Annotated in this window: 23 protein-coding genes and 1 pseudogene; 16 read left to right on the top strand and 8 right to left on the bottom strand. The window is 32.2% G+C overall.

Annotated features, from left to right (window positions below; all coding sequences use genetic code 11):
• The first annotated feature begins 51 nt into the window (after positions 1 to 51).
• The 4 genes from IU405_RS02520 to IU405_RS02505 all read left to right on the top strand — a co-directional run bounded on the left by IU405_RS02520 (position 52) and on the right by IU405_RS02505 (position 5991).
• Positions 52 to 1680, top strand: a complete 1629-nt coding sequence (locus IU405_RS02520) for an acyl-CoA carboxylase subunit beta (protein ID WP_197437040.1) — start codon at positions 52 to 54, stop codon at positions 1678 to 1680.
• 85 nt (positions 1681 to 1765) lie between these two features.
• Positions 1766 to 3859, top strand: coding sequence for a phosphate acetyltransferase (gene pta, locus IU405_RS02515; RefSeq protein WP_197437039.1), 2094 nt, complete (start codon positions 1766 to 1768; stop codon positions 3857 to 3859).
• Between the two features lie 3 nt (positions 3860 to 3862).
• The gene (locus tag IU405_RS02510) at positions 3863 to 5050 is read left to right on the top strand and encodes an acetate/propionate family kinase (protein ID WP_197437038.1); all 1188 of its coding nucleotides are present in this window, start codon (positions 3863 to 3865) and stop codon (positions 5048 to 5050) included.
• Positions 5051 to 5274: 224 nt separating this feature from the next.
• Entirely contained in the window at positions 5275 to 5991 is a 717-nt protein-coding gene (locus IU405_RS02505) for a YebC/PmpR family DNA-binding transcriptional regulator (RefSeq protein ID WP_197437037.1), read from the top strand.
• Between the two features lie 194 nt (positions 5992 to 6185).
• Here the strand turns inward: IU405_RS02505 and IU405_RS02500 are convergent, their stop codons facing one another.
• The gene (locus IU405_RS02500) at positions 6186 to 6644 is read right to left on the bottom strand and encodes a DUF4442 domain-containing protein (protein WP_197437036.1); all 459 of its coding nucleotides are present in this window, start codon (positions 6642 to 6644) and stop codon (positions 6186 to 6188) included.
• A gap of 213 nt (positions 6645 to 6857) precedes the next feature.
• On the opposite strand from IU405_RS02500, the gene IU405_RS02495 reads away from it, so the two are divergent.
• From IU405_RS02495 to IU405_RS02475, 5 genes are all read left to right on the top strand, one after another.
• The gene (locus tag IU405_RS02495; protein ID WP_197437035.1) at positions 6858 to 7298 is read left to right on the top strand and encodes a DUF4870 domain-containing protein; all 441 of its coding nucleotides are present in this window, start codon (positions 6858 to 6860) and stop codon (positions 7296 to 7298) included.
• A 10-nt stretch (positions 7299 to 7308) separates the two neighbouring features.
• A complete protein-coding gene (locus IU405_RS02490; RefSeq protein ID WP_197437034.1) occupies positions 7309 to 7653 on the top strand; it encodes a PadR family transcriptional regulator in 345 nt (114 codons plus the stop codon).
• Positions 7646 to 9316: a PspC domain-containing protein gene (locus IU405_RS02485; RefSeq protein WP_197437033.1), complete on the top strand. Its 1671-nt coding sequence runs from the start codon at positions 7646 to 7648 to the stop codon at positions 9314 to 9316. Before IU405_RS02490 ends, IU405_RS02485 begins: the two co-directional genes overlap by 8 nt.
• A gap of 99 nt (positions 9317 to 9415) precedes the next feature.
• Complete coding sequence (locus tag IU405_RS02480) at positions 9416 to 10141, top strand: head GIN domain-containing protein (RefSeq protein ID WP_197437032.1); 726 nt, start codon at positions 9416 to 9418, stop codon at positions 10139 to 10141.
• 92 nt (positions 10142 to 10233) lie between these two features.
• Complete coding sequence (locus IU405_RS02475) at positions 10234 to 10758, top strand: nuclear transport factor 2 family protein (protein WP_197437031.1); 525 nt, start codon at positions 10234 to 10236, stop codon at positions 10756 to 10758.
• 75 nt (positions 10759 to 10833) lie between these two features.
• Here the strand turns inward: IU405_RS02475 and IU405_RS02470 are convergent, their stop codons facing one another.
• Positions 10834 to 11241 (bottom strand): DUF2721 domain-containing protein, encoded by a 408-nt coding sequence (locus IU405_RS02470; RefSeq protein WP_197437030.1) that lies wholly within the window; start codon positions 11239 to 11241, stop codon positions 10834 to 10836.
• A gap of 62 nt (positions 11242 to 11303) precedes the next feature.
• Here IU405_RS02470 and IU405_RS02465 point away from each other — a divergent pair, with 62 nt between their 5' ends.
• The 4 genes from IU405_RS02465 (at position 11304) to IU405_RS02450 (ending at position 15493) form a co-directional block, all read left to right on the top strand.
• Entirely contained in the window at positions 11304 to 11972 is a 669-nt protein-coding gene (locus tag IU405_RS02465; RefSeq protein WP_197437029.1) for a M15 family metallopeptidase, read from the top strand.
• 77 nt (positions 11973 to 12049) lie between these two features.
• Positions 12050 to 12718 carry a hypothetical protein gene (locus IU405_RS02460; protein ID WP_197437028.1) on the top strand — a complete coding sequence of 223 codons (669 nt, stop codon included), beginning with the start codon at positions 12050 to 12052 and terminating at the stop codon, positions 12716 to 12718.
• Positions 12719 to 12850: 132 nt separating this feature from the next.
• The gene (gene pdhA, locus IU405_RS02455) at positions 12851 to 13840 is read left to right on the top strand and encodes a pyruvate dehydrogenase (acetyl-transferring) E1 component subunit alpha (RefSeq protein ID WP_197437027.1); all 990 of its coding nucleotides are present in this window, start codon (positions 12851 to 12853) and stop codon (positions 13838 to 13840) included.
• A gap of 3 nt (positions 13841 to 13843) precedes the next feature.
• Positions 13844 to 15493, top strand: a complete 1650-nt coding sequence (locus IU405_RS02450; protein ID WP_197437026.1) for a pyruvate dehydrogenase complex dihydrolipoamide acetyltransferase — start codon at positions 13844 to 13846, stop codon at positions 15491 to 15493.
• A gap of 89 nt (positions 15494 to 15582) precedes the next feature.
• Here IU405_RS02450 and IU405_RS02445 read toward each other — a convergent pair whose 3' ends face one another.
• Both IU405_RS02445 and IU405_RS02440 read right to left on the bottom strand, forming a co-directional pair.
• Positions 15583 to 16314: a hypothetical protein gene (locus tag IU405_RS02445; protein WP_197437025.1), complete on the bottom strand. Its 732-nt coding sequence runs from the start codon at positions 16312 to 16314 to the stop codon at positions 15583 to 15585.
• A gap of 123 nt (positions 16315 to 16437) precedes the next feature.
• The gene (locus tag IU405_RS02440; RefSeq protein ID WP_197437024.1) at positions 16438 to 17121 is read right to left on the bottom strand and encodes a prolyl oligopeptidase family serine peptidase; all 684 of its coding nucleotides are present in this window, start codon (positions 17119 to 17121) and stop codon (positions 16438 to 16440) included.
• A 172-nt stretch (positions 17122 to 17293) separates the two neighbouring features.
• On the opposite strand from IU405_RS02440, the pseudogene IU405_RS15610 reads away from it, so the two are divergent.
• The 3 genes and pseudogenes from IU405_RS15610 to IU405_RS02430 all read left to right on the top strand — a co-directional run.
• Positions 17294 to 17617: pseudogene (locus tag IU405_RS15610) on the top strand (BRO family protein); the annotation flags it as partial.
• A complete protein-coding gene (fic, locus tag IU405_RS15605; protein ID WP_231749485.1) occupies positions 17615 to 18175 on the top strand; it encodes a protein adenylyltransferase Fic in 561 nt (186 codons plus the stop codon). The pseudogene IU405_RS15610 and the gene fic, both read left to right, overlap by 3 nt.
• A gap of 306 nt (positions 18176 to 18481) precedes the next feature.
• Entirely contained in the window at positions 18482 to 18901 is a 420-nt protein-coding gene (locus tag IU405_RS02430; RefSeq protein WP_197437022.1) for a hypothetical protein, read from the top strand.
• Between the two features lie 269 nt (positions 18902 to 19170).
• On the opposite strand, the gene IU405_RS02425 is transcribed toward IU405_RS02430, so the two are convergent.
• The 4 genes from IU405_RS02425 to IU405_RS02410 form a co-directional block, all read right to left on the bottom strand.
• Positions 19171 to 19350, bottom strand: coding sequence for a hypothetical protein (locus tag IU405_RS02425; RefSeq protein ID WP_197437021.1), 180 nt, complete (start codon positions 19348 to 19350; stop codon positions 19171 to 19173).
• Positions 19351 to 19584: 234 nt separating this feature from the next.
• Positions 19585 to 20898, bottom strand: a complete 1314-nt coding sequence (locus IU405_RS02420; RefSeq protein ID WP_197437020.1) for a dihydrolipoamide acetyltransferase family protein — start codon at positions 20896 to 20898, stop codon at positions 19585 to 19587.
• A 177-nt stretch (positions 20899 to 21075) separates the two neighbouring features.
• Entirely contained in the window at positions 21076 to 21978 is a 903-nt protein-coding gene (gene hemF, locus IU405_RS02415; protein ID WP_197437019.1) for an oxygen-dependent coproporphyrinogen oxidase, read from the bottom strand.
• Positions 21968 to 22726, bottom strand: coding sequence for an EI24 domain-containing protein (locus IU405_RS02410; protein WP_197437018.1), 759 nt, complete (start codon positions 22724 to 22726; stop codon positions 21968 to 21970). Before IU405_RS02410 ends, hemF begins: the two co-directional genes overlap by 11 nt.
• Positions 22727 to 22747 lie beyond the last annotated feature (21 nt).

Genomic DNA, 22747 nt, shown 5'->3' with positions numbered 1-22747 from the left:
ACCTTTCACAGGAATATTTCTTAATTTAGCAACAAATTAAGAAATATTTCTATGGATCTCAACTTCAATAAAAACGAAGATTATAATAAATTGTTGGCTTCTGATTTACGCGTAAAATTGTCAAAAATAAAATTGGGCGGAGGTCAAAAAGGCATAGATAAATTGCACGAACAAGGAAAATTAACTGCAAGAGAACGTATCGAATATTTATTAGATAAAAATTCTAATTCTATTGAAATTGCTGCTTTTGCTGGTGATGAAATGTATGCTGAACATGGAGGTTGTCCTTCTGGAGGTGTAGTTGTAAAAATCGGTTATATCAAAGGAAAACAGTGTATTGTAGTTGCCAATGATGCTACTGTAAAAGCGGGTGCTTGGTTTCCAATCACAGGAAAAAAGAATTTAAGAGCGCAAGAAATTGCGATTGAAAACAAACTCCCCATTATTTATTTGGTGGATTCTGCTGGCGTTTATTTGCCCATGCAAGATGAAATTTTTCCTGATAAAGAACATTTTGGACGCATTTTTAGAAACAATGCCATCATGAGTAGTTTGGGAATTACCCAAATTGCTGCGGTTATGGGAAGTTGTGTAGCTGGTGGAGCGTATTTACCAATCATGAGTGATGAAGCATTGATTGTTGATAAAACTGGAAGTATTTTTTTAGCAGGAAGCTATTTGGTAAAAGCGGCTATTGGCGAAAATATTGACAATGAAACGTTGGGTGGCGCAACAACGCATTGTGAAATATCGGGAGTAACTGATTACAAAGCAAAAGATGATAAAGATGCGTTGGATAAAATCAGAAATATTATTGATAAAATTGGCGATTTTGACAAAGCTGGTTTCAACAGAATTTCGCCAACAGAACCTACTGAAAATCAGGACGATATTTTTGGGATTTTACCAAAAGCTAGAAATGAACAATATGACATGTTGGAAATTATCAAACGTTTGGTTGATAATTCGGAATTTGAACAATACAAAGAAGGCTTTGGAAAAACCATTTTAACAGGGTATGCACGAATTGATGGTTGGGCAGTTGGCATTGTTGCCAATCAACGAAAATTGGTAAAAACCAAAAGTGGCGAAATGCAATTTGGTGGCGTTATTTACAATGATTCTGCTGACAAAGCAACACGTTTTATTGCCAATTGCAATCAGAAAAAAATTCCATTGGTTTTTTTACAAGACGTTACTGGTTTTATGGTTGGAAGCAAATCCGAACATGGAGGAATCATCAAAGATGGTGCAAAAATGGTAAATGCTGTTAGCAATTCTGTTGTCCCAAAATTCACCATTATCATTGGAAATTCTTATGGAGCTGGAAATTATGCCATGTGTGGAAAAGCATATGATCCAAGATTGATTGTAGCTTGGCCAAGTGCTGAATTGGCTGTGATGAGCGGAAATTCGGCTGCACAAGTGTTATTGCAAATAGAAACTGCTTCACTAAAAAAGAAAGGCGAAACCATCACTCCTGAAAAAGAACAAGAATTATTAAATAAAATTAAATCGCGCTATGATAAACAAATCTCTCCTTATTACGCAGCAGCAAGAATTTGGACAGATGCTGTTATCAATCCATTAGATACCAGAAAATGGATTTCTATGGGAATTGAAGCTGCCAATCATGCACCTATTGAAAAGAAATTTAACTTGGGAGTTTTACAAGTTTAAGAAGTAAATGAAAAAAAATGAAAACATGACTTATGTCAATTTTAGTCTTTTTTTTATGCCCTATTTTTGTACAAAATTATAATCAATGAGTAAAGCAATTTATATCACAACTATTGAGTCAAACAGTGGAAAATCATTAGTTTCTTTAGGGATTTTGAGAATGATGCTGAATAAATCTTCAAAAGTTGGCTATTTTAGACCAATTATCAATAAAAGCAACAACAGTAATTTCGACGATCATACAAATACTGCTATTAAATATTTCAATCTGAATATCAAATATGAAGATTGTTACACCTATGAACAAAGCGAAATTGTAGCTTTATTGAGTGAAGGAAAATCTGATGAAATCATTCAAAAAATCATCAATCATTACAAAAAATTAGAGGCAAACTTCGATTATGTGTTGATTGAAGGCACTGACTTTTCTGGAGATGGAGGTTTTACTGAAGTAGATGTAAACTTGATGATTGCCAAAAATTTAGGTGTTCCTGTATTGATTGTAGGTGCTGGAAATGGCAAGAAAAAACAAGATTTTATCAATACCATGCAACTTACCTACAAATCTTTTATCAAAAAAGATGTTGCTGTTATTGGATTGATTGCCAATAAAATAGAAGTTGATGAATTGGATTTCATTAGCCAAGAATTGAAGAAAAATATTCCATCAGAAGTTCATATTGATGTGATTCCAAAAATCAATTTTCTTGCTTGTCCAACAGTAAAAGAAGTTGTGGAAGTTTTGCAAGGAAAAGTACTTTTCGGACATCAATTTTTAGATAATTCTATCGAAAGTTTTAGTACAGGAGCAATGCAACTTCGAAATTATTTAACTCGAATTAAAGAAAATTCACTCGTAATTACTCCTGGTGATAGAGCTGATATTATTTTAGGTGCGCTGCAAGCAAATGCTTCCACCAATTATCCAAAAATCTCTGGAATCATTTTAACTGGTGATTTATTACCAGAAGATTCCATTTTAAAATTGATTGATGGCGTGCAAGCAACTGTTCCAATTATCGCTGTTGAAGGTGGCACTTTTGATGTTTCTAACAGAATTGGCGCTGTTAATCCAAAAATTTACGAGTCAAATCGAAAAAAAATATTATTGGCTTTGGATACTTTTGATACCTATGTTGATGTCAATAGATTATCGAAAATACTATCTTCTTTTAGCTCTAATAAACTGACTCCTAGTATGTTTCAGTACAATTTATTACAAAGAGCCAAAGCAAACAGAAAACATATTGTATTGCCAGAAGGAGATGATGAACGAATTTTGGAAGCTGCAGCTCGATTACAATTATTAAATATTGTTGATTTGACGTTGTTAGGTGATGCAAAAATCATCCAACTAAAATGCGATCAAAAAGGATTGCAAATTGATTTATCAAAAATCACGATTCTAAATCCTGAAGACTCTATTCACAATGAAAATTTTGCAAAAACATTGTTTGAAGGTCGAAAACATAAGGGAATGACTGAGACAACTGCCTTAGATTTAACCAGAGATGTTTCATATTATGGGACACTAATGATTCATAATGGTTTGGCTGATGGAATGGTTTCTGGAGCAATTCACACCACCATGCATACGATTAAACCAGCGTTGCAAATCATCAAAACAAAACCAGGAGTTTCAGTAGTTTCATCCGTATTTTTTATGTGTTTGTCTGACCGAGTTTCTGTTATGGGAGATTGCGCTGTAAATCCAAATCCAAATGCAGAAGAATTGGCCGAAATTGCCATTTCATCTGCTGCATCTGCAGAAGCTTTTGGAATTGAAGCTAAAATTGCCATGTTGTCTTATTCTTCTGGTTCCTCAGGAATTGGAGAAGAAGTTGAGAAAGTGAGAAAAGCAACAGAAATTGTAAAAAATAAATTTCCTGAACTAAAAATTGAAGGTCCAATTCAATATGATGCAGCTGTAGACATGTCTGTTGCCAAAACAAAATTACCCAATTCTGAAGTTGCAGGACAAGCATCTGTTTTGATTTTTCCTGATTTGAATACAGGAAACAATACCTACAAAGCGATTCAAAGAGAAACTGGAGCTTTGGCAATTGGTCCAATGTTGCAAGGATTGAATAAACCTGTAAACGATTTGAGCAGAGGTTGCACTGTTGACGATATTTTTAACACGGTTTTATTAACTGCCATTCAAGCAAATCAAGCATAAAATATGAATATTTTAGTACTCAATGCAGGTTCATCTTCCCTGAAATATCAAGTGATTGAAATGCCTTCACAAAAAGTAAAATGTGTTGGTTTGATTGAAAGAATTGGCATGGATGATGCGATTTTTACGCATCAAAAAGAGGAACATAAAACCAATGAAATTGTAGCAATTAAAAATCACGAAATTGGTTTAAAAAAAATAGCAACTGCATTATTAGATTCCAAAATTGGTGTTCTACAATCTGTTTCAGATATTGTTGCTGTGGGTCATAGAGTGGTTCATGGTGGCAAAAAATTCAGTAAAACTGTGATCATCAATAATGATGTAAAAAACAGTATCAGAAATTTAATTGAATTAGCTCCATTGCACAATCCAGCCAATTTGACTGGAATTGAAATTGCTGAAACCATCTTTCCAGATGCAACACAAATTGCGATTTTTGACACTGCTTTTCATCAAACAATGCCCAAAAAAGCGTATCAATATGCCATTAAAAATGAATTTCTAGAAAAACACCATATAAGAGCTTATGGTTTTCATGGCACAAGTCATAAATATGTTTCTGAGAAAGCGATTGAATATTTAGGTGAAGAAAACTCAAAAAAAATCATTACAATTCATTTAGGAAATGGGTGTAGTATGACTGCCATTGAAAATGGAAAAAGTGTGGAACATTCACTTGGTTTTGGTCCTATGAATGGTTTGGTCATGGGAACTCGTGCAGGAGATATTGATCAATCTGTTATTTTTTATCTGATGAATTCTTTGAATAAAACAGCATCAGAAGTAAACAATTTATTGCAAAAAGAAGGTGGGATGCTGGGCTTAACAGGCTTTTCAGATTTGAGAGAAATTGAAAAAGCTGCCAACAATAACGATGAAAATTGTAAAAATGCGTTGGCTTTGTCAAGTTATCGCATCAAAAAATATATTGGTTCTTATACTGCCATTTTAAATGGGTTAGATGCCATTATTTTTACAGCAGGAATAGGAGAAAATTCAAGTTTAATGCGAAAATTGGTGTGTGAAAATTTGGATTTTTTAGGAATAAATTTGGACGATGAAAAAAATAATTTGAAATCCAAAGAATTGAGAGAAATTCAAAAGTCGACTGCAAAAGTCAAAATTTTAGTAATTCCAACGAATGAAGAATTGGAAATTGCCAAACAAGCATATCAATTACTGAATTAAATTAGACACTAATTTCACTAATTACACAAATTTTCACATAAAAAATTAGTGCCTTTTTGAACAAAAATTACAACTTTCAAAAAGTATTCTTTACCAATCTGTGAAAATTCGTGAAATCCGTGTCCAAAAAAAAAATTACATATATACATCAAAATGCAACTTAAAATTGGTAAAGAAAAACCTAATTTTTACATTTGCATACATTTTAAAAAATAGAAAAAATAATGGGAAGAGCATTTGAACTTAGAAAAGGACGTAAAATGAAACGTTGGTCAGCAATGGCAAAAACCTTTACCAGAATTGGGAAAGATATTGTGATGGCTGTAAAAGAAGGTGGTCCAAATGCTGAGACAAATTCTCGATTAAGAGCTGTAATTCAGAATGCAAAGGCTGCAAATATGCCCAAAGACAACGTAGAACGCGCCATCAAAAAAGCATCTGACAAAGACACTGCCAACTATAAAGAAACCCTTTTTGAAGGATATGCACCTCATGGAATTGCATTGGTAATAGAAACTGCAACCGATAATAATAATAGAACTGTTGCTAATATTAGAGCCGCATTTAATAAATGTGATGGAAATTTAGGAACTTCAGGATCCGTTGTTTTTATGTTTGACCATGTGTGTAGTTTTACATTAAAAAGAGAGGATATTACTCTTGATTTAGAGGATTTAGAATTGGAATTAATTGATTTTGAAGTGGAAGAAGTTTTTAATGATGAAGAAGGCATTATCATTTATGCACCTTTTGAGCAATTTGGCGCTTTACAATCGTATTTTGAAAACAACAACATAGAAATTTTATCATCAGGGTTTGAGAGAATTCCTGCAAATACTACCAAATTAACAGAGGAACAACAAGCAGATGTTGAAAAATTATTAGATCGTTTGGAAGAAGATGATGACGTACAGAATGTATACCATTCAATGGAAATGTAAAAAATAATATAATTAGAAAATAAAAAGTCGTGATTTGCATCACGACTTTTTTAATTGCTATGTAATAAAATCCCCCAATTAATTACATAATTTTTCAATTATCTGCTGCAAAGATAGTAAACAACTTTAATAAAGATATAAAAAAATTAAAAAAAGTTATGAATTGTGAATTTTATAAAAAAATAACTAAAATTTTAAATATTCTTAACTTTCAAGCTCCATTGAAACTGAAAATTTGCCACCTCTACCCCACTTTCATTAATGCCTTTTGAGTTTAACTCAATCACTTGACCTTCACCAGTTTTGATAGATTTTTGTATTGCTTCTTGAATTTTATCACCCTCATTGCAAGAATATTTAATAGTTCCTGTAGCTTTTTTTAAAAAATTTCCTTCTTGATGTGTTACCAACATCGAAACTTTTCTATTCGAATTCTGAATTTCTTGCATCACTAAGACTCCAGTACTCATTTCAGCTGCCATTCCTTGAGCTGCCCAAAACATACTTTGAAAAGGATTTTGGTTAAACCACTGATATTTTATTTTAACAACGCAGGAAGATGTATCTAAAAATGTAACACGCATTCCAGATAACCAACCCAAAGGAAGCTGGAAAAACATAAAACGATTGATATTTTTAGGTGTAATTTTCATGAATAAAAATGAATAAAGTTCTTAACGAATATAGTTATTTTCCAAGTAAAAAATAGCAATAATATCATCTAAAATTTATAAACAACCTATTTTTCAAAGTTTTTAAAACGCTTCTTTTTGTTAATAAAATGTTAATTTATGGTACTATGTATTGCAATATACCTTTCTTAATACATATATTTGCATAAGAAAGTAGTATATCAATCAAAAAATATGAAAACAAATAACGAAAACACCAATGCTTTTTTAATCCATATATGCGGATTTGCTGGGTTTATATATCCTTTTGGAAGCATAATCACACCATTAATAGCTTGGCAAACATTAAAGAATAGAAGTGCTTTTTTAGATGAACAAGGAAAAGAAGCTGTGAATTTTAACATTAGCTTTTCTTTATATAAATATGTCATTGGACTTATTTTTTTACCATTTGCTATTGGAACATTTTTAAATAACATGGACAATTGGGGAAATTTCGAATGGTTTTCATTCGATTTTGATTTAGATTCTTTTAGTTTCTTTAATTTTTTCGGGTTTGCATCACTTGTTGGAATTCTTGTAATCATCAGAATTATATTGACGATTAATGCCGCTATGAAAGCAAAAGAAGGAGAAAATTACAAATATCCCTTTACAATAAAATTTATAAAATAAATTATATAAAATGAAAATCGAAAACGCAAAAGCACAAATGCGAAAAGGGGTTTTGGAATTATGCATTTTAGCCATCTTAAAAAATGGAGATGCTTATACTTCCGAAATACTTTCTGGACTCAAAAGTGTGGAAATGATTGTGGTTGAAGGTACTATTTATCCATTGTTAACTCGTCTTAAAAACGCAGGGTTGTTAACCTACAGATGGGAAGAATCAACCTCTGGACCACCAAGAAAATACTACGTTTTAACCGAAAACGGCGCACTGTTTTTAAAAGAATTAGACAAAACGTGGAATAATTTAGTAAATGCTGTAAACCAAGTAATTAGCTCAAAACCAACTACTCATGAATAAGACAATCAACATTAATTTAGGCGGATTTTTCTTTCATATTGATGAATCTGCTTATCTAAAATTAAAAAAATATTTAGAATCAATTTCTAAATCTTTGAGTGATGATCCTCAAGGAAAAAACGAAATTATTGCTGACATTGAAGCAAGAATTAGTGAACTTTTATCCGAAAAAATTACGGATGCAAGACAAGTGGTGAATGACCAAGATATTGATGATATCATCAAAATTATGGGACAACCAGAAGATTATTCTGATGGTGAAGAAACCTTTAAAGAGACTAATTATTCCTATCAAACAAATTATAATTCAACCAAAAAGTTGTTTAGAGATGGTGAAGATAAAATTTTAGGTGGTGTTGCATCAGGTTTGGGGTATTACCTTAATTTAGATACCATTTGGATACGTTTGGCATTTATTATATTTACGGTTTTTGGAGGTTTTGGATTTTTATTATACATTATTCTTTGGATTTTATTACCAGAAGCAAAAACAACTGCCGAAAAATTGCAGATGGAAGGAACTCCTGTAAATATTGACAATATTGAAAGAAAAATTAGAGAAGAATTCAATAATGTTTCTGAAAATTTAAAAGATGTTGCCAGCAAAGCTTCTGATAAATTCAAAGAAGGAGCCAATGAAATTTCTGAAAAATTCAATACTGCTTTTTCGGGAAAGCAAAAAAAAAATAATGGATTTCAAGAAATTTTAGATGTCATTGTATCTATTATTCAAACATTTTTTAAAATAATTGGAAAAATTATTGGCGTTTTTATCCTTATTACTGCAGCTTCAGTAATTATATCATTGATCATTGGAGGGTTCTCAATTGGAAGTATAGAATGGCTGAATGTTGATGAAAATTTCTTGCATTATCCACCGTTTTTCTATGACTCAATAATCCCAAGTTGGTTATTGACAATCCTTGGATTTATTTTAATTGGAATTCCATTTTTATTATTGTTCATTTTAGGATTGCGAATGCTGTCTAGCAATATCAAAAGTATTGGTAAAACTGCCAAATTAACCTTATTAGGAATATGGATTATAGCGCTATTAGCAATGATTTTTGCAGGACTAGATTTCGCTACTTCTTATGTTCAAAATGGAGAAATAACTGAAAAAAAACCATTGCAAATCACTGCAAATGATACACTTGTTGTAAAACTAAAAAATGACGAAACCATCCTTTTTAGACACAATTTAAGAAGAAGTTCGCACAAAGAAGAAGTGTTTATTAACGGCAAAAAAATGGCATATTCGAATTATGTGAAGGTGGATGTTCAAAAAAGTGCTACCAATGAAAGTTATTTTATTGTCACAAAAAGTTCAAGAGGAAAAAATAAAATGAATGCAAAATCAAATGCAGAGCAGATCAAATACCATTTTACAATTGAAAATAACACATTGATTTTAGATGCATTTTATTTAACCGATTTCAAAAATATCTGGAAAGATGAATCTATTGACGTTACCATTTATTTGCCTGAAAATGCAACTATTTACTTTGATGAAAGTTCGAAAAACTTTTTATATGACGTAGAAAATGAAACTGATATTTATGATACTGACATGGCAAACCATCATTTTATCATGACAAATACAACATTGAAATGTACTGATTGTGAAGCTGTTTTGGAAGATAAAAATGAGATAAACATCTAAAACAATTCAGCCCTAAAAATCAACAATTCAGTAACTATTATTAAAAAATCAATCATCAATTAAAGACCTTTGAAGCATCAAATATAAAAACTCAAAAACATGAAACTATCAATTATCAAAACTGTATCCATCTTTTTTATCACGCTATTTTTCAGCTCTTGTGGCGTAGAAATGTTCAATGGCGTTAGCGGTAATAACAATGTAATCACCAAAAACAGATCATCTTCAGCTGAATTCTCAAAAATAAAAGTAAGCAATGGCTTGGATGTAGAAATTTTTCAAGGTGAAGAAAATAAAATCATTTTAGAAGCTGATGAAAATTTACACGAACTCATTTTTACAGAAATAGAAAATGGTGTTTTGCGCATTTATTCTGAGAAAAATATCTGGAAAGCTACATCAAAAAAGATTTTAGTAACTGTGAAAAATCTTAATGAAATCAACGCAACAAGTGGTTCCTATGTAAAAAATGATGGCACTTTTAAATCAGATACATTGTTAGTAATTGCAACAAGTGGTGCCGATATTAATTTTGCTGTAAAAGGAAATTCAATTACTACAGTTGCAACAAGTGGTGCTGACCTAAAAATTTCTGGAAAAACAAATAATCACAATGCAACAGCAACAAGTGGTGCATCTATCAAAGCAACTTCATTAGAAAGTGTGGATGTCACAGCCACTGTAACAAGTGGAGCTGATATTGATGTTTTTGCATCAGAAAGTATCAACGCAACAGCAACAAGTGGTGGAGGTATTGATTATGCTGGAAATCCCAAAAAAGCAACTAAAAAAACAACTTCTGGTGGAAGTATTTCTAACAAATAACAATCCAAAAAAAATCAATTAACCAAAAAAAATCGTTTTCTTGAGATTTTTACAATTTCAAGAAAACGATAAATTCAACGAACCATTTATTCATGAACTCATTTTTAGCACCTTTCAAAGAATCTATATTGCTTAAAATAATCATTGCCATTATTGCCTTTTTTTATTCATTTATAATGAATGCACAAGTAGAAAAATCTAGTGAACTCTTCAAAATCATTGCAGCAAAAGACAGTATTCTTTTCGAAAGAACTTTTAACAACTGTGAAATTGAAAAATTGGATCCAATAATTGCTGAAGATTTTGAGTTTTATCATGATATTGTTGGCATTCAAAACAAAGAAGCGTTTGTAAATGCTGTAAAAAATAACATTTGTAAAAATCCTGGAAATATGAAAAGAAACTTAGTTGCAGGAAGTTTGGAAGTGTTTCCTTTACAAAACAATGGAATGATTTATGGAGCAATTCAAACTGGCAAACACACGTTTCAAGAAAAACAACAAGGAATTTTCACAACTGTTGGAATTGCCAATTTTACGCACGTTTGGATTTTAGAAAACAAGCAATGGAAACTTAAAAGAGTATTGAGCTATAACCATTTGCCTTACACTGAATAACATTTCAGAATAAAAATACTAATACTTGGTTTTATTAGTTTACTTGGTAAGTCGTCGTTTTGCAAAAAACGGCGCTTACTTTTTTGTCAAATATTCTTCAATATCAGCAATGTGATGTTGCAAAGCTTGATTGGAAATGTGAATTTCTTTGATCAACAAAGCCAGAGATAAAATCAATAAAATCAGGGCTAGCCCAAAAATATACGCGGCAAAAATATGCTCATTCACATAAATCAAAAACATCGTTAATACGCATAATAGCAAACTCGAAATTCCGACAATCTGCATCCATTTGGTAAGTTGTAATCTTTTTTTTAGATTTTGAATTTGACGCAATAACGAATCATTTTTTTTCTCTAAATACTTATCGTGCAAGTTTCTAATGACAGCTGCATACGCCAAAAATCGATTGGTATAAGCCAACATTATCAAAGAAATTGCCGAAAATAATACGGCTGGTGTCGTTAAAGTAAGTGTTTCCATTTGGCAAAATTACTCATAATTTTAACAAAACATCACTTGTTTTTTTTATGTATTTTTGAAGCATGAAAAAAATAATAGTATTCCTTTTTATTGGATGTGCTTTCGGAATTTCCGCTCAAAAAATGCACAAAGATTTTGTGTATTTGAGTGATGTTGACGCAAGTATTAAAAATGAACTTCGTTATTTTTCCAATCAAAATTTTATTGGAAAACCCATTGATGGTTACAAAAAAGACTGTGTGATTTTGACAAAACAATCTGCTGAAGCTTTAAAAAAAATACAAACAATCTTAAAAAAAGAAGGTTTGGGTTTGAAAGTTTTTGATGCTTACAGACCACAACAAGCTGTCAATCATTTTGTGAGATGGGCAAGAGTTTTGAATGACACTTTGATGAAAAAAGAATATTATCCCAATGTTCCAAAATCGCAATTATTTCAACAAGGATTTATTGCATCAAAATCAGGACATACAAGAGGAAGTACCGTTGATATCACATTGATAAAACTCAATACTGGAGAAGAATTAGACATGGGAAGTGCTTATGATTTTTTCGGAGAAGAATCTCATCCTTTTTATAAAAAAATCACAAAAAAACAACAAGAAAACCGATTGTATTTGCGAAAAATCATGCTCGAAAATGGTTTTAACCCTTATGATAATGAATGGTGGCATTTTACACTGAAAAACGAACCTTTTCCTGATACCTATTTTAATTTTCCAATTGAATAAAAGTTTTAACAAATCTTAAAGATAGTCTTTATAAATCGGCATTATCTTTGTAAGAAATTGAAAAACACATCCTTATAATGAACTTATTTTTAAAATCTAACTTCGGAATTCTATTCTTTTTTTTTACGATACAAACTTTTTCTCAAATTGACGGAAACAATGGAAATGAATCTGGAGAAAAGAAAAAAGTAGTTATTTTAAACAATTCGAAAGAAGTTAAAAAACCCGAAGCAATTGATTTAAATGGCGAAAACGGATTTAAAAAAGCATTTGAAAAGGAACAGGAAAAACTCAAAAAACAACAAAGTGAAGATCTCAGCAAAAAAGGAATTTTAACGCAGGCAAAACTAAATGAAGAACGTTTTTTAAAATCTTTCCAAAAAATAAATGGGCAATACATCATCCCAAAAATTGACCAAGACTTAGGCAGTTTTAGAACCTCATCTCAAAGCGTAAATATTATTTGCAGAGATTATCAATATCCTGATGGTGATAGAGTCACTATTTTTGTGAATGATATTCCTGTAGTTTATAACATTACCTTGCAAGAAAGTTGGCAAAAATTCAATATTCCCCTAGAAGTTGGCATCAATAAAATTCAAATTTTAGCCTTAAACCAAGGTACTTCTGGTCCAAATACTGCTGCTTTCAAAGTTTTTAATGATGCAGGAATGCTTATTTCTTCCAACGAATGGAATTTAGCAACTGGCGCAAAAGCAACACTCATCATTGCTAAAGACAAATAAAAATTCATCGAAATCGTTTGCGAGAAATTTCACAAAATCAAGTTTTTTTATTCTTTATAAAACAGCTATTTTTGTAATTCGATTTTAAAAAGTACATTTTTTAATTTATACTACTTTCAACAATTATTAAGAATGAAAAAAATCACCAAACAAACCTATTTAGATTGGTACAAAGACATGCTTTTTTGGCGCAAATTTGAAGATAAATTAGCTTCAGTTTACATCCAACAAAAAGTAAGAGGTTTCTTGCATTTATACAATGGCCAAGAAGCTATTTTAGCAGGCGCATTGCATGCCATGGATTTGTCAAAAGACAAAATGATTACCGCTTATAGAAATCACGTGCAACCAATTGGAATGGGTGAAGATCCTAGAAAAGTAATGGCTGAATTGTATGGAAAAGTAACAGGAACATCCAAAGGAATGGGAGGTTCTATGCATATTTTTTCGAAAGAATTTGGTTTTTATGGTGGTCATGGAATTGTTGGTGGTCAAATTCCTTTAGGAGCAGGAATCGCTTTTGGAGACAAATATAAAGGAAGTGATGCTGTTACCTTAACTTGTTTTGGTGATGGTGCTGCAAGACAAGGTTCACTGCATGAAGCTTTTAACTTAGCAATGTTATGGAAATTACCCGTTATTTTTATTTGTGAAAACAATGGTTATGCCATGGGAACTTCAGTAGAAAGAACTGCAAATCACACTGATATTTGGAAACTTGGTTTGGGCTACGAAATGCCTTGTGGACCTGTAGACGCTATGAATCCTGTGAAAGTTGCAGAAGCTGTTGACGAAGCAATTCAAAGAGCAAGACGTGGTGATGGACCTACATTTTTAGAAATGAAAACCTACAGATATAGAGGTCATTCCATGTCTGATGCACAACATTATAGAACAAAAGACGAAGTTGAAGAATACAAAAAAATAGATCCAATTACACAAGTTTTGGATATTATTATCGAAAATAAATACGCTACTGACGAAGAAATTGCAGCTATTGATAAGCAAGTGAAAGATTTAGTTGCAGAATGTGAAAAATTTGCAGAAGAGTCTCCATATCCTGAAACACAGCAAATGTATGATATGGTTTATGAACAGAAAAATTATCCTTTTATAAGTTAAGATATGGCTACAGTTGTAAATATGCCCAGATTGAGTGACACCATGGAAGAAGGTGTTGTGGCAAAATGGTTGAAAAAAGTAGGAGATAAAGTAGAAGAAGGAGATATTTTAGCAGAAATAGAAACTGACAAAGCTACTATGGAATTTGAATCTTTTCATGAAGGAACTTTGTTACACATTGGCGTTCAAGAAGGAGAAACTGCTCCTGTTGATACTTTGTTAGCCATTATTGGTGAAGAAGGTGAAGACATTGCTGCACTTTTAAGTGGAAAAACAGAAGCTCCAAAAGAAGAAATAACAGCAGCTCCAAAATCTGAAGAAACAAAAGAAGAAATCACCGAAAAAACAACTGCTAAAGTTGCTACAATTCCTGAGGGAGTTCAAGTGATTACCATGCCACGTTTGAGTGATACTATGACTGATGGAACTGTGGCTTCATGGTTAAAAAAAGTGGGTGATCCTGTTGAAGAAGGTGATATTTTGGCTGAAATCGAAACGGATAAAGCTACTATGGAATTCGAATCTTTTTATGAAGGAACCCTTTTATACATTGGTGTTCACGAAGGTGAAACAACTCCTGTAGATAGTTTATTGGCGATTATCGGTCCAAAAGGAACTGATGTTTCTGGAATTGTTTCTGGAAACGTTACAGCTAGCTCAGCTACAACATCAGAAAAAACTGATGAAAAAAAAGTGGAAAAAGAAGTAGAAGTTTCAAAATCGGAAACTTCAAATTCAAGTTCTAATGCTTCAAACGGACGAATTTTTGCATCGCCTTTGGCTAAAAAAATAGCTTCTGATAAAGGAATCAATTTATCTGACGTAAATGGTTCTGGTGAAAATGGGAGAATAGTCAAAAAAGATGTGGAAAGTTTCGCTCCTTCTGCAAAATCTACTGAAACTGCTCAACCTCAAGCTGAGAAAAAAGCTGGAGAAACTCCTGTTGTAACTCAATTCGCCATTGCAGGTGAAGAAAAAACTTCCGAAGTGAAAAATTCACAAATGCGTAAAGCTATTGCGAAATCTTTGGGCAATTCTAAATTTACATCTCCTGATTTCAGTTTGAATATTGAAGTGGATATGGACAATGCTATGGCATCAAGAAATGTAATCAACGAAATTCCAAATACCAAAGTTTCTTTCAATGATATGGTTGTAAAAGCGTGCGCAATGGCATTGCAAAAACATCCACAAGTAAATACTTCTTGGACTGACGAAAACACAAAATACCACAGTCACATTCATGTTGGAGTAGCTGTTGCTGTTGAAGATGGTTTGTTAGTTCCTGTGATCAAACACACCAATCAATTGAGTTTAACGCAAATTGGAGCTGCTGTGAGAGATTTGGCTGGAAAAGCAAGAAACAAAAAAATCACGCCTGCAGAAATGCAAGGAAGTACGTTTACGGTTTCTAACTTAGGGATGTTTGGCATCGAAAGTTTCACTTCGATTATCAATCAACCCAATTCTGCGATTTTATCTGTTGGAGCCATTGTTGAAAAACCAGTAGTTAAAAACGGACAAATTGTAGTGGGCAACACCATGAAATTGACCTTAACTTGCGACCACAGAACTGTTGATGGTGCAGTAGGTGCTCAGTTTTTACAAACCTTAAAAACATATATTGAAAATCCTGTGACGATGTTGGCATAGTTTTTCAAAATACATTCAACAAAAAAAGCTCGGTTTGAAAATTCAAACCGAGCTTTTTTTTATTATTTATTAACTGTTGGGTGTGATTATTATACTTTTTCCATTGTTGATTTCGTTGAAATTTTCATTTCATTTCCTTGAACTGAAATTGTCATATTGATTTCAGATTTTTTAGAGGAACCTGTTTTACTGTCAATCTCAGCCATTCCATTGACACTGCCTTCACCTACACCACTTACTGTTCCTGAAATAGTTAAAAATACAGTATCATTTTCAATTTTTGAAACCATGTAATTTGCAACCATTTTTAATCCTTGATCTTCAGTTTCATTTGACCAAGTTGAACCAACAGAGATTTTTTCTTTGGGAAAAACAATATTCCCTGATTTATTAAACTGATCCATTCCTGCAACAGCGGGTTCCACTTTTGTAGATAACAACTCCCCTTGTTTATTCATTTTGGTATAAATAACCGCTTTCAACATCGGGTCAAGTTGTTGCTTCATCATTTTACCCATTTGATCTAAATCTTCCTCTTTAGCTGATGAATCATAACTCATAGTCATTCCACCTTGAAGCATGTCCATAGTCACATTCGAAACTTTTGACTCTACTGAAATTGTATCAGTATTCACATTTGCAATAAACATGTCTGTAGTCATTTTCATATTCATTCCTCCTTGTGCGCCCATGTTATTTATTGTTTCAACAATAACAACATACTTGTCACCAGAGTTATAATTAGTTCTTAACAAAACAGATTTTTGTGCATGTAAACACAATGAGGCAAACACAAAAAATAAGGTAATAATTCTTTTCATCTTTTTAAAATTTAGTTTTTACAAATATATATTTTAATAGATATAATTTATCATTTAAGGATAAGAATTAATTAAAAAAACTTGGTCTAAATAGTGATTTTTGTTTTGTGATTTTATTTAAAATCACTCTCTTTTTTGTTGAAAAAGCCAATCATACAAAGCATCTTGATGAAAAAGACGTTCAACACTTCCATGATTGCCTCCTTCTATGATGGTAAAAGTAACTTTCGCATTTTTATCGCATTTTTGAATAGCATCCACCACTTTTTTAGATTCAGAAATAGGCACAATAAAGTCTTTATCACCATGTTGAATCCAAAGTGGAATTGTGGCTAATGTACACCCATCCTTTACGTTTCCACCACCACAAATGGCAACTGCTGCTGTTATTTTATCTGCGTATTTTCCTGCAAAATGAAGTGTTCCATAGCCACCTAAACTCATTCCGCAAACATAAATTCGACTAGCATCTGTATTGTAATTTTTTTGAACATATTCCAATATTTCCAATACTTTATCAGGATTCCAACTTCCATTTGCCAACTGAGGAGCCACCACAATTGCCGGAATTTTTCGTCCTTTTTCCATCGCTTTCAGCACACCATATCTTTTCACACGATTCAAATCAGTACCAGAAAGACTTTTTCCATGCAAAAATATCAAAATAGGTTGTTTCTCCGTTTTTGCTGCTTCAGGAACATGAATCCAAAAAGGATAGGCTGTTTGGTTAGTAATCGTTTTTAATTGCGAATAACTGAAAGAAAAAATACCCAAAAAGAAAATGGTAATAAAATGAGTTGGTTTCATTATGACGAAATAGAATTTAAAAATCGGTTGTGAAAGTACAAAAAAAGAGGTGTGAATTGTTTGTTGACTACAAAAATAAAAAGGGTGTTTTTCTATTGGTTTTTTAGATGAAATGAACGAACTTCGCTAAAACCGCAAATGAACCAATCAAAAGTGTCAAAACAATAAATGTATGAGTAATTCTAAAATATCTATTCGTTTTTTTGACGATCGCGAAGTTAGAGCTGTTTGGGACGAACAAAATGCGAAGTGGTGGTTTAGTGTATTGGATATTGTAGCTTTACTCACTGACCAAGATGACTATTCAAAAACCCGAAACTATTGGAAATATCTTAAAGCCAAATTAAAAAAAGAAAATAACGAGTTGGTTAGTACCACTACCCAACTGAAACTTTTAGCCAAAGACAATAAAAGATATTTGACAGATCTATTAGATTATGCTGGAATTATTGCCTTAGGTAAGCAATTTCCGAGTAAAAAAGCAAACCGATTTATGGAATGGTTTACTTACAGCGACGAAAGCATAGACGGAAAAAGCAAAATAAAAGCCTATGCACTCTTTGAAAGTTCTTTTACAAATAACATAGAAGTTGGTACATCTAAAGGCTTGCAACAAATACACGCTTACTTATTTGGAGGATTGTATGATTTTGCAGGGCAAATCAGGCAAAAAAATATCTCAAAAGGCGGATTTCAATTTGCAGTATCTCATTTTTTGGGGAATACTTTGCAGCAAATAGAGGCAATGCCTCAAACTACATTTGATGAAATCGTTCACAAATATGTAGAAATGAACATTGCACATCCTTTTATGGAAGGAAATGGCAGAAGCTGTAGAATTTGGTTAGATTTGATTCTAAAAAAAGAACTTAAAAAATGTGTTGATTGGAGTAAAATAGGAAAACAAGATTACATGAATGCAATGATTGAAAGCCCAACTAATCATAAAATTCTAAAATCACTTCTCAATAATGCGCTCACTAGCAAAATAAATGACCGCGAAATGTTTATGAAAGGAGTTGATTACTCCTACTATTACGAAGAAAACGGCTAGTAAAAATAAAAGTTTTTACATTTCAATAAATCTTTTTTATTTTTATCAGAAGCCATTTCCTGCTGTCTGTTTTTAAATGAAAGTTTCCAAATTACTTTTTTGATTCTTTAATGAAAATGGTTACTTTGGACGAAAATATTTGAAACATGAAAGGTAAAAATTTATGTTGTTTTGTTAATTTGCCCTTTGATAGAGTTACGGGCACGAGCGAGACGCTCGCGCTAGCTGGGTAGTCTTTTTATAAATTCAAGATTTTTAAATCTCTTCAAATTCATATTAATTATAATTTTTAAATACTTTTAATCAATGAAAAACTTAGATGAATCTGATAGAAACGTTCTGTTAAATGTTCTAAATGTACTTGTAAGGATTAGTGATAAGAAATTCATATTAAATTATTGGGGTGGTATAGATAAAAATTATAACAGTATTATTCTTGACTGCAGCGATGCTATAGAAACCCTCAACGATTATTGCTTTTTTGATTTGTCTACTAAACAAAATTTAGGTGAGTGGTATAATTATAGTAAACTCCTCTCTAATAGATTGATTAAAGGGTTAAAACTAATTTCTAAAAAAATTGATACTTTTGAAAATTTCAACAAATCTCCTAATGATTTAGTTTTAGATGAGCAGTGGTTAGAAATAATGTGTTTGTGTAATAAATTTAGTAAAATGATGGAAATTGAGTTAGGAGTGGAAAATTCAAAAGAATATTTAATTTAGCTCCCAGCTATTGAGAGCGTCTCGCTCGTACCCACAACAAAGAAAACAAGCGATTTTTCTGAAACCTTACAGGTTTCAAAAACCCAATAAGCAAATTTTCAATTCATACCAATAAAGAAAAAAATTTATATAAAAATTTTTTTGATGGATACTCAAAAAATAAATGTTTAATAATAATATACTATAAATGCACCGTCATTTCCTATAAATGCATCGCCAATTGCTTTTAATGCATCGTAAATTCCTAATAACAAACCGACATTTCCTATTTATGCATCGCCAATTCCTATTAATGAACCGACAATTCTTATTAATGCATTGTCAAATCCTTTTAACGTACCCGTTATTCCTATTAACGTACCCTTAAATCCTATTAACACACCCGTAAATCCTATTAACACACCCGTAATTCCTATTAACGTACCCGTAAATCCTTTTAATGAACCCATAAATCCTATTAATTAACCCGTAAACCCTATTAACGTATCCGCAATTCCTATTAACGTACCCGTAATTCCTATTAATGAACCCACAATTCCTATTAATGTAACAGTAAATCCTATTAACGAACCCTTAAATTCAATTAATAAATCAAAAAAGATAATTAAGAAACAACCAACCTTGAATAATAAACCCTAAAAGCCAACTACTAAATGCCAACAGCTAAAAGCCAACAGCTAACTTCAAAAATCCTGATTCACATCCCAAGATTCTAAAATGTCTTTTAAAGTACTGATAAACATGCCACCCAAAGCTCCATTCACAACTCTATGGTCATAAGAATGCGACACAAACATTTTTTGTCTGATGCCAATAAAATCGCCTTCAGGTGTTTCGATTACGGCTGGTACTTTTCTGATAGCACCCAAAGCCAAAATTGCCACTTGTGGTTGATTGATAATAGGTGTTCCCATTACCGACCCAAAACTACCTACATTGGTTACAGTGTAGGTTCCATTTTGAATTTCATCAGGTTTTAACTGATTGATTCTTGCTCTGTTTGCAAGGTCATTCACTTGTTTGGTCATGCCCACCAAATTCAATTGATCTGCATTTTTAATCACAGGAACAATGAGATTTCCATCTGGTAAAGAAGCTGCCATTCCTAGGTTGATATTTTTACGTTTGATGATTTTATCGCCATCAACCGTAATATTAATCATCGGGTATTTTTTGATAGTAGCAGCAACAGCATGCATTAAAATAGGGGTGAAAGTCAGCTTCTCTCCTTCTCTTTTCAAGAAAGCATCTTTTACTTTGTCACGCCATTTTACGATATTCGTCACATCAATTTCGATAAACGATTGCACGTGAGCAGAAGTCTGAACAGAATCTACCATGTGTTTTGCAATCAATTTACCCATTCTGCTCATTTCGATAATTTCGTCACCACCATTCACAGAAACTGGTGCTTTTGGCTGTTCTTTTTGAACAGTTGTTACTGGTTTTTCCTGAACTGGAGTTGGAGTTACAGCTACTTTTGGAGCCACTTTTTTATGATCTATAAACTGTAAAATATCTTCTTTGGTAACTCTTCCGTCTTTTCCTGTTCCAGAAATAGCCTCAAGTTCTTGCATCGAAACCCCTTCCGTTTGCGCAATATTTCTAACTAAAGGCGAATAAAATTTTCCAGAATCAGAAGTCTTTGTGATAGGAGTTGCTATAATTTCGGCTGCTTTTTCAATCGTTTTTTCAACTTCTTGTACCTCAGCAGGAATTTCAACTTCTTGCTTTTGAATTTTTGGAGCTGAGTCACTGCTAGTTTCAATAATCGCAATCGTTTGTCCAACCTGAACAATCGCATCTTTTTCAAATAAGATTTCAACCAAAGTTCCTTCCACTTCACTTGGCACTTCTGAATCTACTTTGTCTGTTGCAATTTCCACAACAGCTTCATCCAATTCAATAGTATCTCCAACTTCTTTTAACCAAGATGTAATGGTTGCCTCAGCAACACTTTCACCCATTTTTGGTAGCTTTAATTCAAATCTAGACATGTGAATCCTTTTTATGTTGGCAAAAATACAAAAAAAGGGTTGAATTCATTTTAAAAAAAAATTGAAAATCGAAAGATATTTTAGATTAAAATTATATTATTAACAATAAAATAACTTTATCAAATGCCAAAATTATTGAATACACAATAAAATCAACAAATTTTAAAAATTATAAAGCTATATCCAACTTTTAGGATTTTTCAAAACCTCCAATAAATTAGCTTCTTCTGAATGTTCTGCTGGATGAAAATCATATTTCCATTGTACTTTTGGAGGTAAACTCATCAAAATACTTTCAATGCGTCCGTTTGTTTTTAGTCCGAAAAGAGTCCCTTTATCATGCACCAAATTAAACTCCACATAACGTCCTCTGCGAATTTCCTGCCAATCTTTTTGTTGCTGAGTGAAGTTGATATTTTTTCTTTTTTCAACAATTGGAACATAAGAATTGAGGAAACTATTCCCAATTTCAGTGACAAAATCATATCGATTTTCCATAGAAAATTCCTCAGTTTCTTTCAAATAATCGAAAAACAAACCGCCAATTCCACGTGCTTCATTTCTGTGTGCATTCCAAAAATAGGCATCACAATTTTTCTTGAAAGTTGGATAAAAATCTAGATGATGCTTGTCACAAGCCGTTTTACAAACCTGATGAAAATGAATTGCATCTTCGTCAAACAAATAATAAGGAGTCAAATCTTGACCACCACCAAACCATTGCGTAACGATTTCTCCTGATGCATTGTACATTTCAAAATAACGCCAATTTGCATGAACAGTTGGCACAAAAGGATTGATGGGATGCAATACCAAACTGAGTCCACAAGCATAAAAATTCCCTTCTTTTACCCCAAATTGATTTCTTAAAACTTCAGGCAATTCTCCATACACAGAAGAAATATTTACGCCCCCTTTTTCGAAGATTGTACCATTTTCAATGACTCTGGTTTTGCCTCCTCCACCTTCTTCACGCACCCAAATATCTTCCTTGAAAATGGCTTTTCCATCAATTGCTTCTAATGTTGAAGTAATGGTATTTTGAAGATTTTCGATATACTTATAAAACTTATCTTTCATACACAATTTCGTGTTTATCATGCAACAAACTGAGTGTTTTTGTGGTTGCAGCAGTTACTGACAATGGCAAAACTATGATAATTCCGACAACCGGAATCAATAAACACAGCATAAAAACAATCCCATTTCCAATAGCGAAACCTCTTCTTTTTTGAATGAAATGTACGCTATCTCTATAATTAAAATGACGTTCTAAGGTATAATCCATATTTCCAAAACCTGCATAATATGCTTGCAATAAAAACAATAATATTGTTGAAAAAAAATTTACGATGGGAATAAATTTCAGAATTAAAAGCGGCAAACTGAACAACAATTCTTTGGATAAATTTCTAATATTAATTCGAATTCCTCTGATTAATTGCTCGAAAAAAGAAGATTTTCGATGTAAATGTTTTACATCTCCATACAAATGAAATTCTATTTTTTCGGAAACAATACTCATAAATGGCGCAGAAAATGCCAATATTATATGTTTGTAAACAATCAATCCAAGAATGATGATGATTACTGCTCCAAAAAAATTACTCAACCGAGTAAAAGTTTCTTTGCCCCAATCCCAAATCCATGCTTTTGAGATAAAAGCACCAATATTATCAGACAAAATATAGGCTTCAAGCGCAATTAAAACAGCCGTCAAAATACTAATAAATACAGGAATTATAAAATATTTCCAAAGTTTTAGTTTAGAGATTAGCGCAAAAGCACCTCCATATTCTTTGATTCCTAAAATGATGTTTTTAATCATAACCCTCTTGCGTTAGCGATT

Origin of the sequence: Polaribacter sp. BAL334 (assembly GCF_015767435.1) — a bacterium.
Classification (GTDB): domain Bacteria; phylum Bacteroidota; class Bacteroidia; order Flavobacteriales; family Flavobacteriaceae; genus Polaribacter.
This window is presented reverse-complemented; position numbering and strand designations above follow the sequence as displayed.

What these genes read in the sequence shown, in the direction of transcription:
- pta (WP_197437039.1), top strand. Translation starts at nt 1,766, where the DNA reads ATGAGTAAAGCAATTTATATCACAACTATTGAGTCAAACAGTGGAAAA.
- IU405_RS02420 (WP_197437020.1), bottom strand. Translation starts at nt 20,898, where the DNA reads ATGTCTAGATTTGAATTAAAGCTACCAAAAATGGGTGAAAGTGTTGCT.
- IU405_RS02445 (WP_197437025.1), bottom strand. Translation starts at nt 16,314, where the DNA reads ATGAAAAGAATTATTACCTTATTTTTTGTGTTTGCCTCATTGTGTTTA.
- IU405_RS02410 (WP_197437018.1), bottom strand. Translation starts at nt 22,726, where the DNA reads ATGATTAAAAACATCATTTTAGGAATCAAAGAATATGGAGGTGCTTTT.
- IU405_RS02485 (WP_197437033.1), top strand. Translation starts at nt 7,646, where the DNA reads ATGAATAAGACAATCAACATTAATTTAGGCGGATTTTTCTTTCATATT.
- IU405_RS02510 (WP_197437038.1), top strand. Translation starts at nt 3,863, where the DNA reads ATGAATATTTTAGTACTCAATGCAGGTTCATCTTCCCTGAAATATCAA.
- fic (WP_231749485.1), top strand. Translation starts at nt 17,615, where the DNA reads ATGGAATGGTTTACTTACAGCGACGAAAGCATAGACGGAAAAAGCAAA.
- IU405_RS02480 (WP_197437032.1), top strand. Translation starts at nt 9,416, where the DNA reads ATGAAACTATCAATTATCAAAACTGTATCCATCTTTTTTATCACGCTA.
- IU405_RS02490 (WP_197437034.1), top strand. Translation starts at nt 7,309, where the DNA reads ATGAAAATCGAAAACGCAAAAGCACAAATGCGAAAAGGGGTTTTGGAA.
- IU405_RS02440 (WP_197437024.1), bottom strand. Translation starts at nt 17,121, where the DNA reads ATGAAACCAACTCATTTTATTACCATTTTCTTTTTGGGTATTTTTTCT.
- IU405_RS02500 (WP_197437036.1), bottom strand. Translation starts at nt 6,644, where the DNA reads ATGAAAATTACACCTAAAAATATCAATCGTTTTATGTTTTTCCAGCTT.
- IU405_RS02430 (WP_197437022.1), top strand. Translation starts at nt 18,482, where the DNA reads ATGAAAAACTTAGATGAATCTGATAGAAACGTTCTGTTAAATGTTCTA.
- IU405_RS02520 (WP_197437040.1), top strand. Translation starts at nt 52, where the DNA reads ATGGATCTCAACTTCAATAAAAACGAAGATTATAATAAATTGTTGGCT.
- IU405_RS02425 (WP_197437021.1), bottom strand. Translation starts at nt 19,350, where the DNA reads ATGGGTTCATTAAAAGGATTTACGGGTACGTTAATAGGAATTACGGGT.
- hemF (WP_197437019.1), bottom strand. Translation starts at nt 21,978, where the DNA reads ATGAAAGATAAGTTTTATAAGTATATCGAAAATCTTCAAAATACCATT.
- IU405_RS02475 (WP_197437031.1), top strand. Translation starts at nt 10,234, where the DNA reads ATGAACTCATTTTTAGCACCTTTCAAAGAATCTATATTGCTTAAAATA.
- IU405_RS02495 (WP_197437035.1), top strand. Translation starts at nt 6,858, where the DNA reads ATGAAAACAAATAACGAAAACACCAATGCTTTTTTAATCCATATATGC.
- IU405_RS02460 (WP_197437028.1), top strand. Translation starts at nt 12,050, where the DNA reads ATGAACTTATTTTTAAAATCTAACTTCGGAATTCTATTCTTTTTTTTT.
- IU405_RS02470 (WP_197437030.1), bottom strand. Translation starts at nt 11,241, where the DNA reads ATGGAAACACTTACTTTAACGACACCAGCCGTATTATTTTCGGCAATT.
- IU405_RS02450 (WP_197437026.1), top strand. Translation starts at nt 13,844, where the DNA reads ATGGCTACAGTTGTAAATATGCCCAGATTGAGTGACACCATGGAAGAA.
- IU405_RS02465 (WP_197437029.1), top strand. Translation starts at nt 11,304, where the DNA reads ATGAAAAAAATAATAGTATTCCTTTTTATTGGATGTGCTTTCGGAATT.
- pdhA (WP_197437027.1), top strand. Translation starts at nt 12,851, where the DNA reads ATGAAAAAAATCACCAAACAAACCTATTTAGATTGGTACAAAGACATG.
- IU405_RS02505 (WP_197437037.1), top strand. Translation starts at nt 5,275, where the DNA reads ATGGGAAGAGCATTTGAACTTAGAAAAGGACGTAAAATGAAACGTTGG.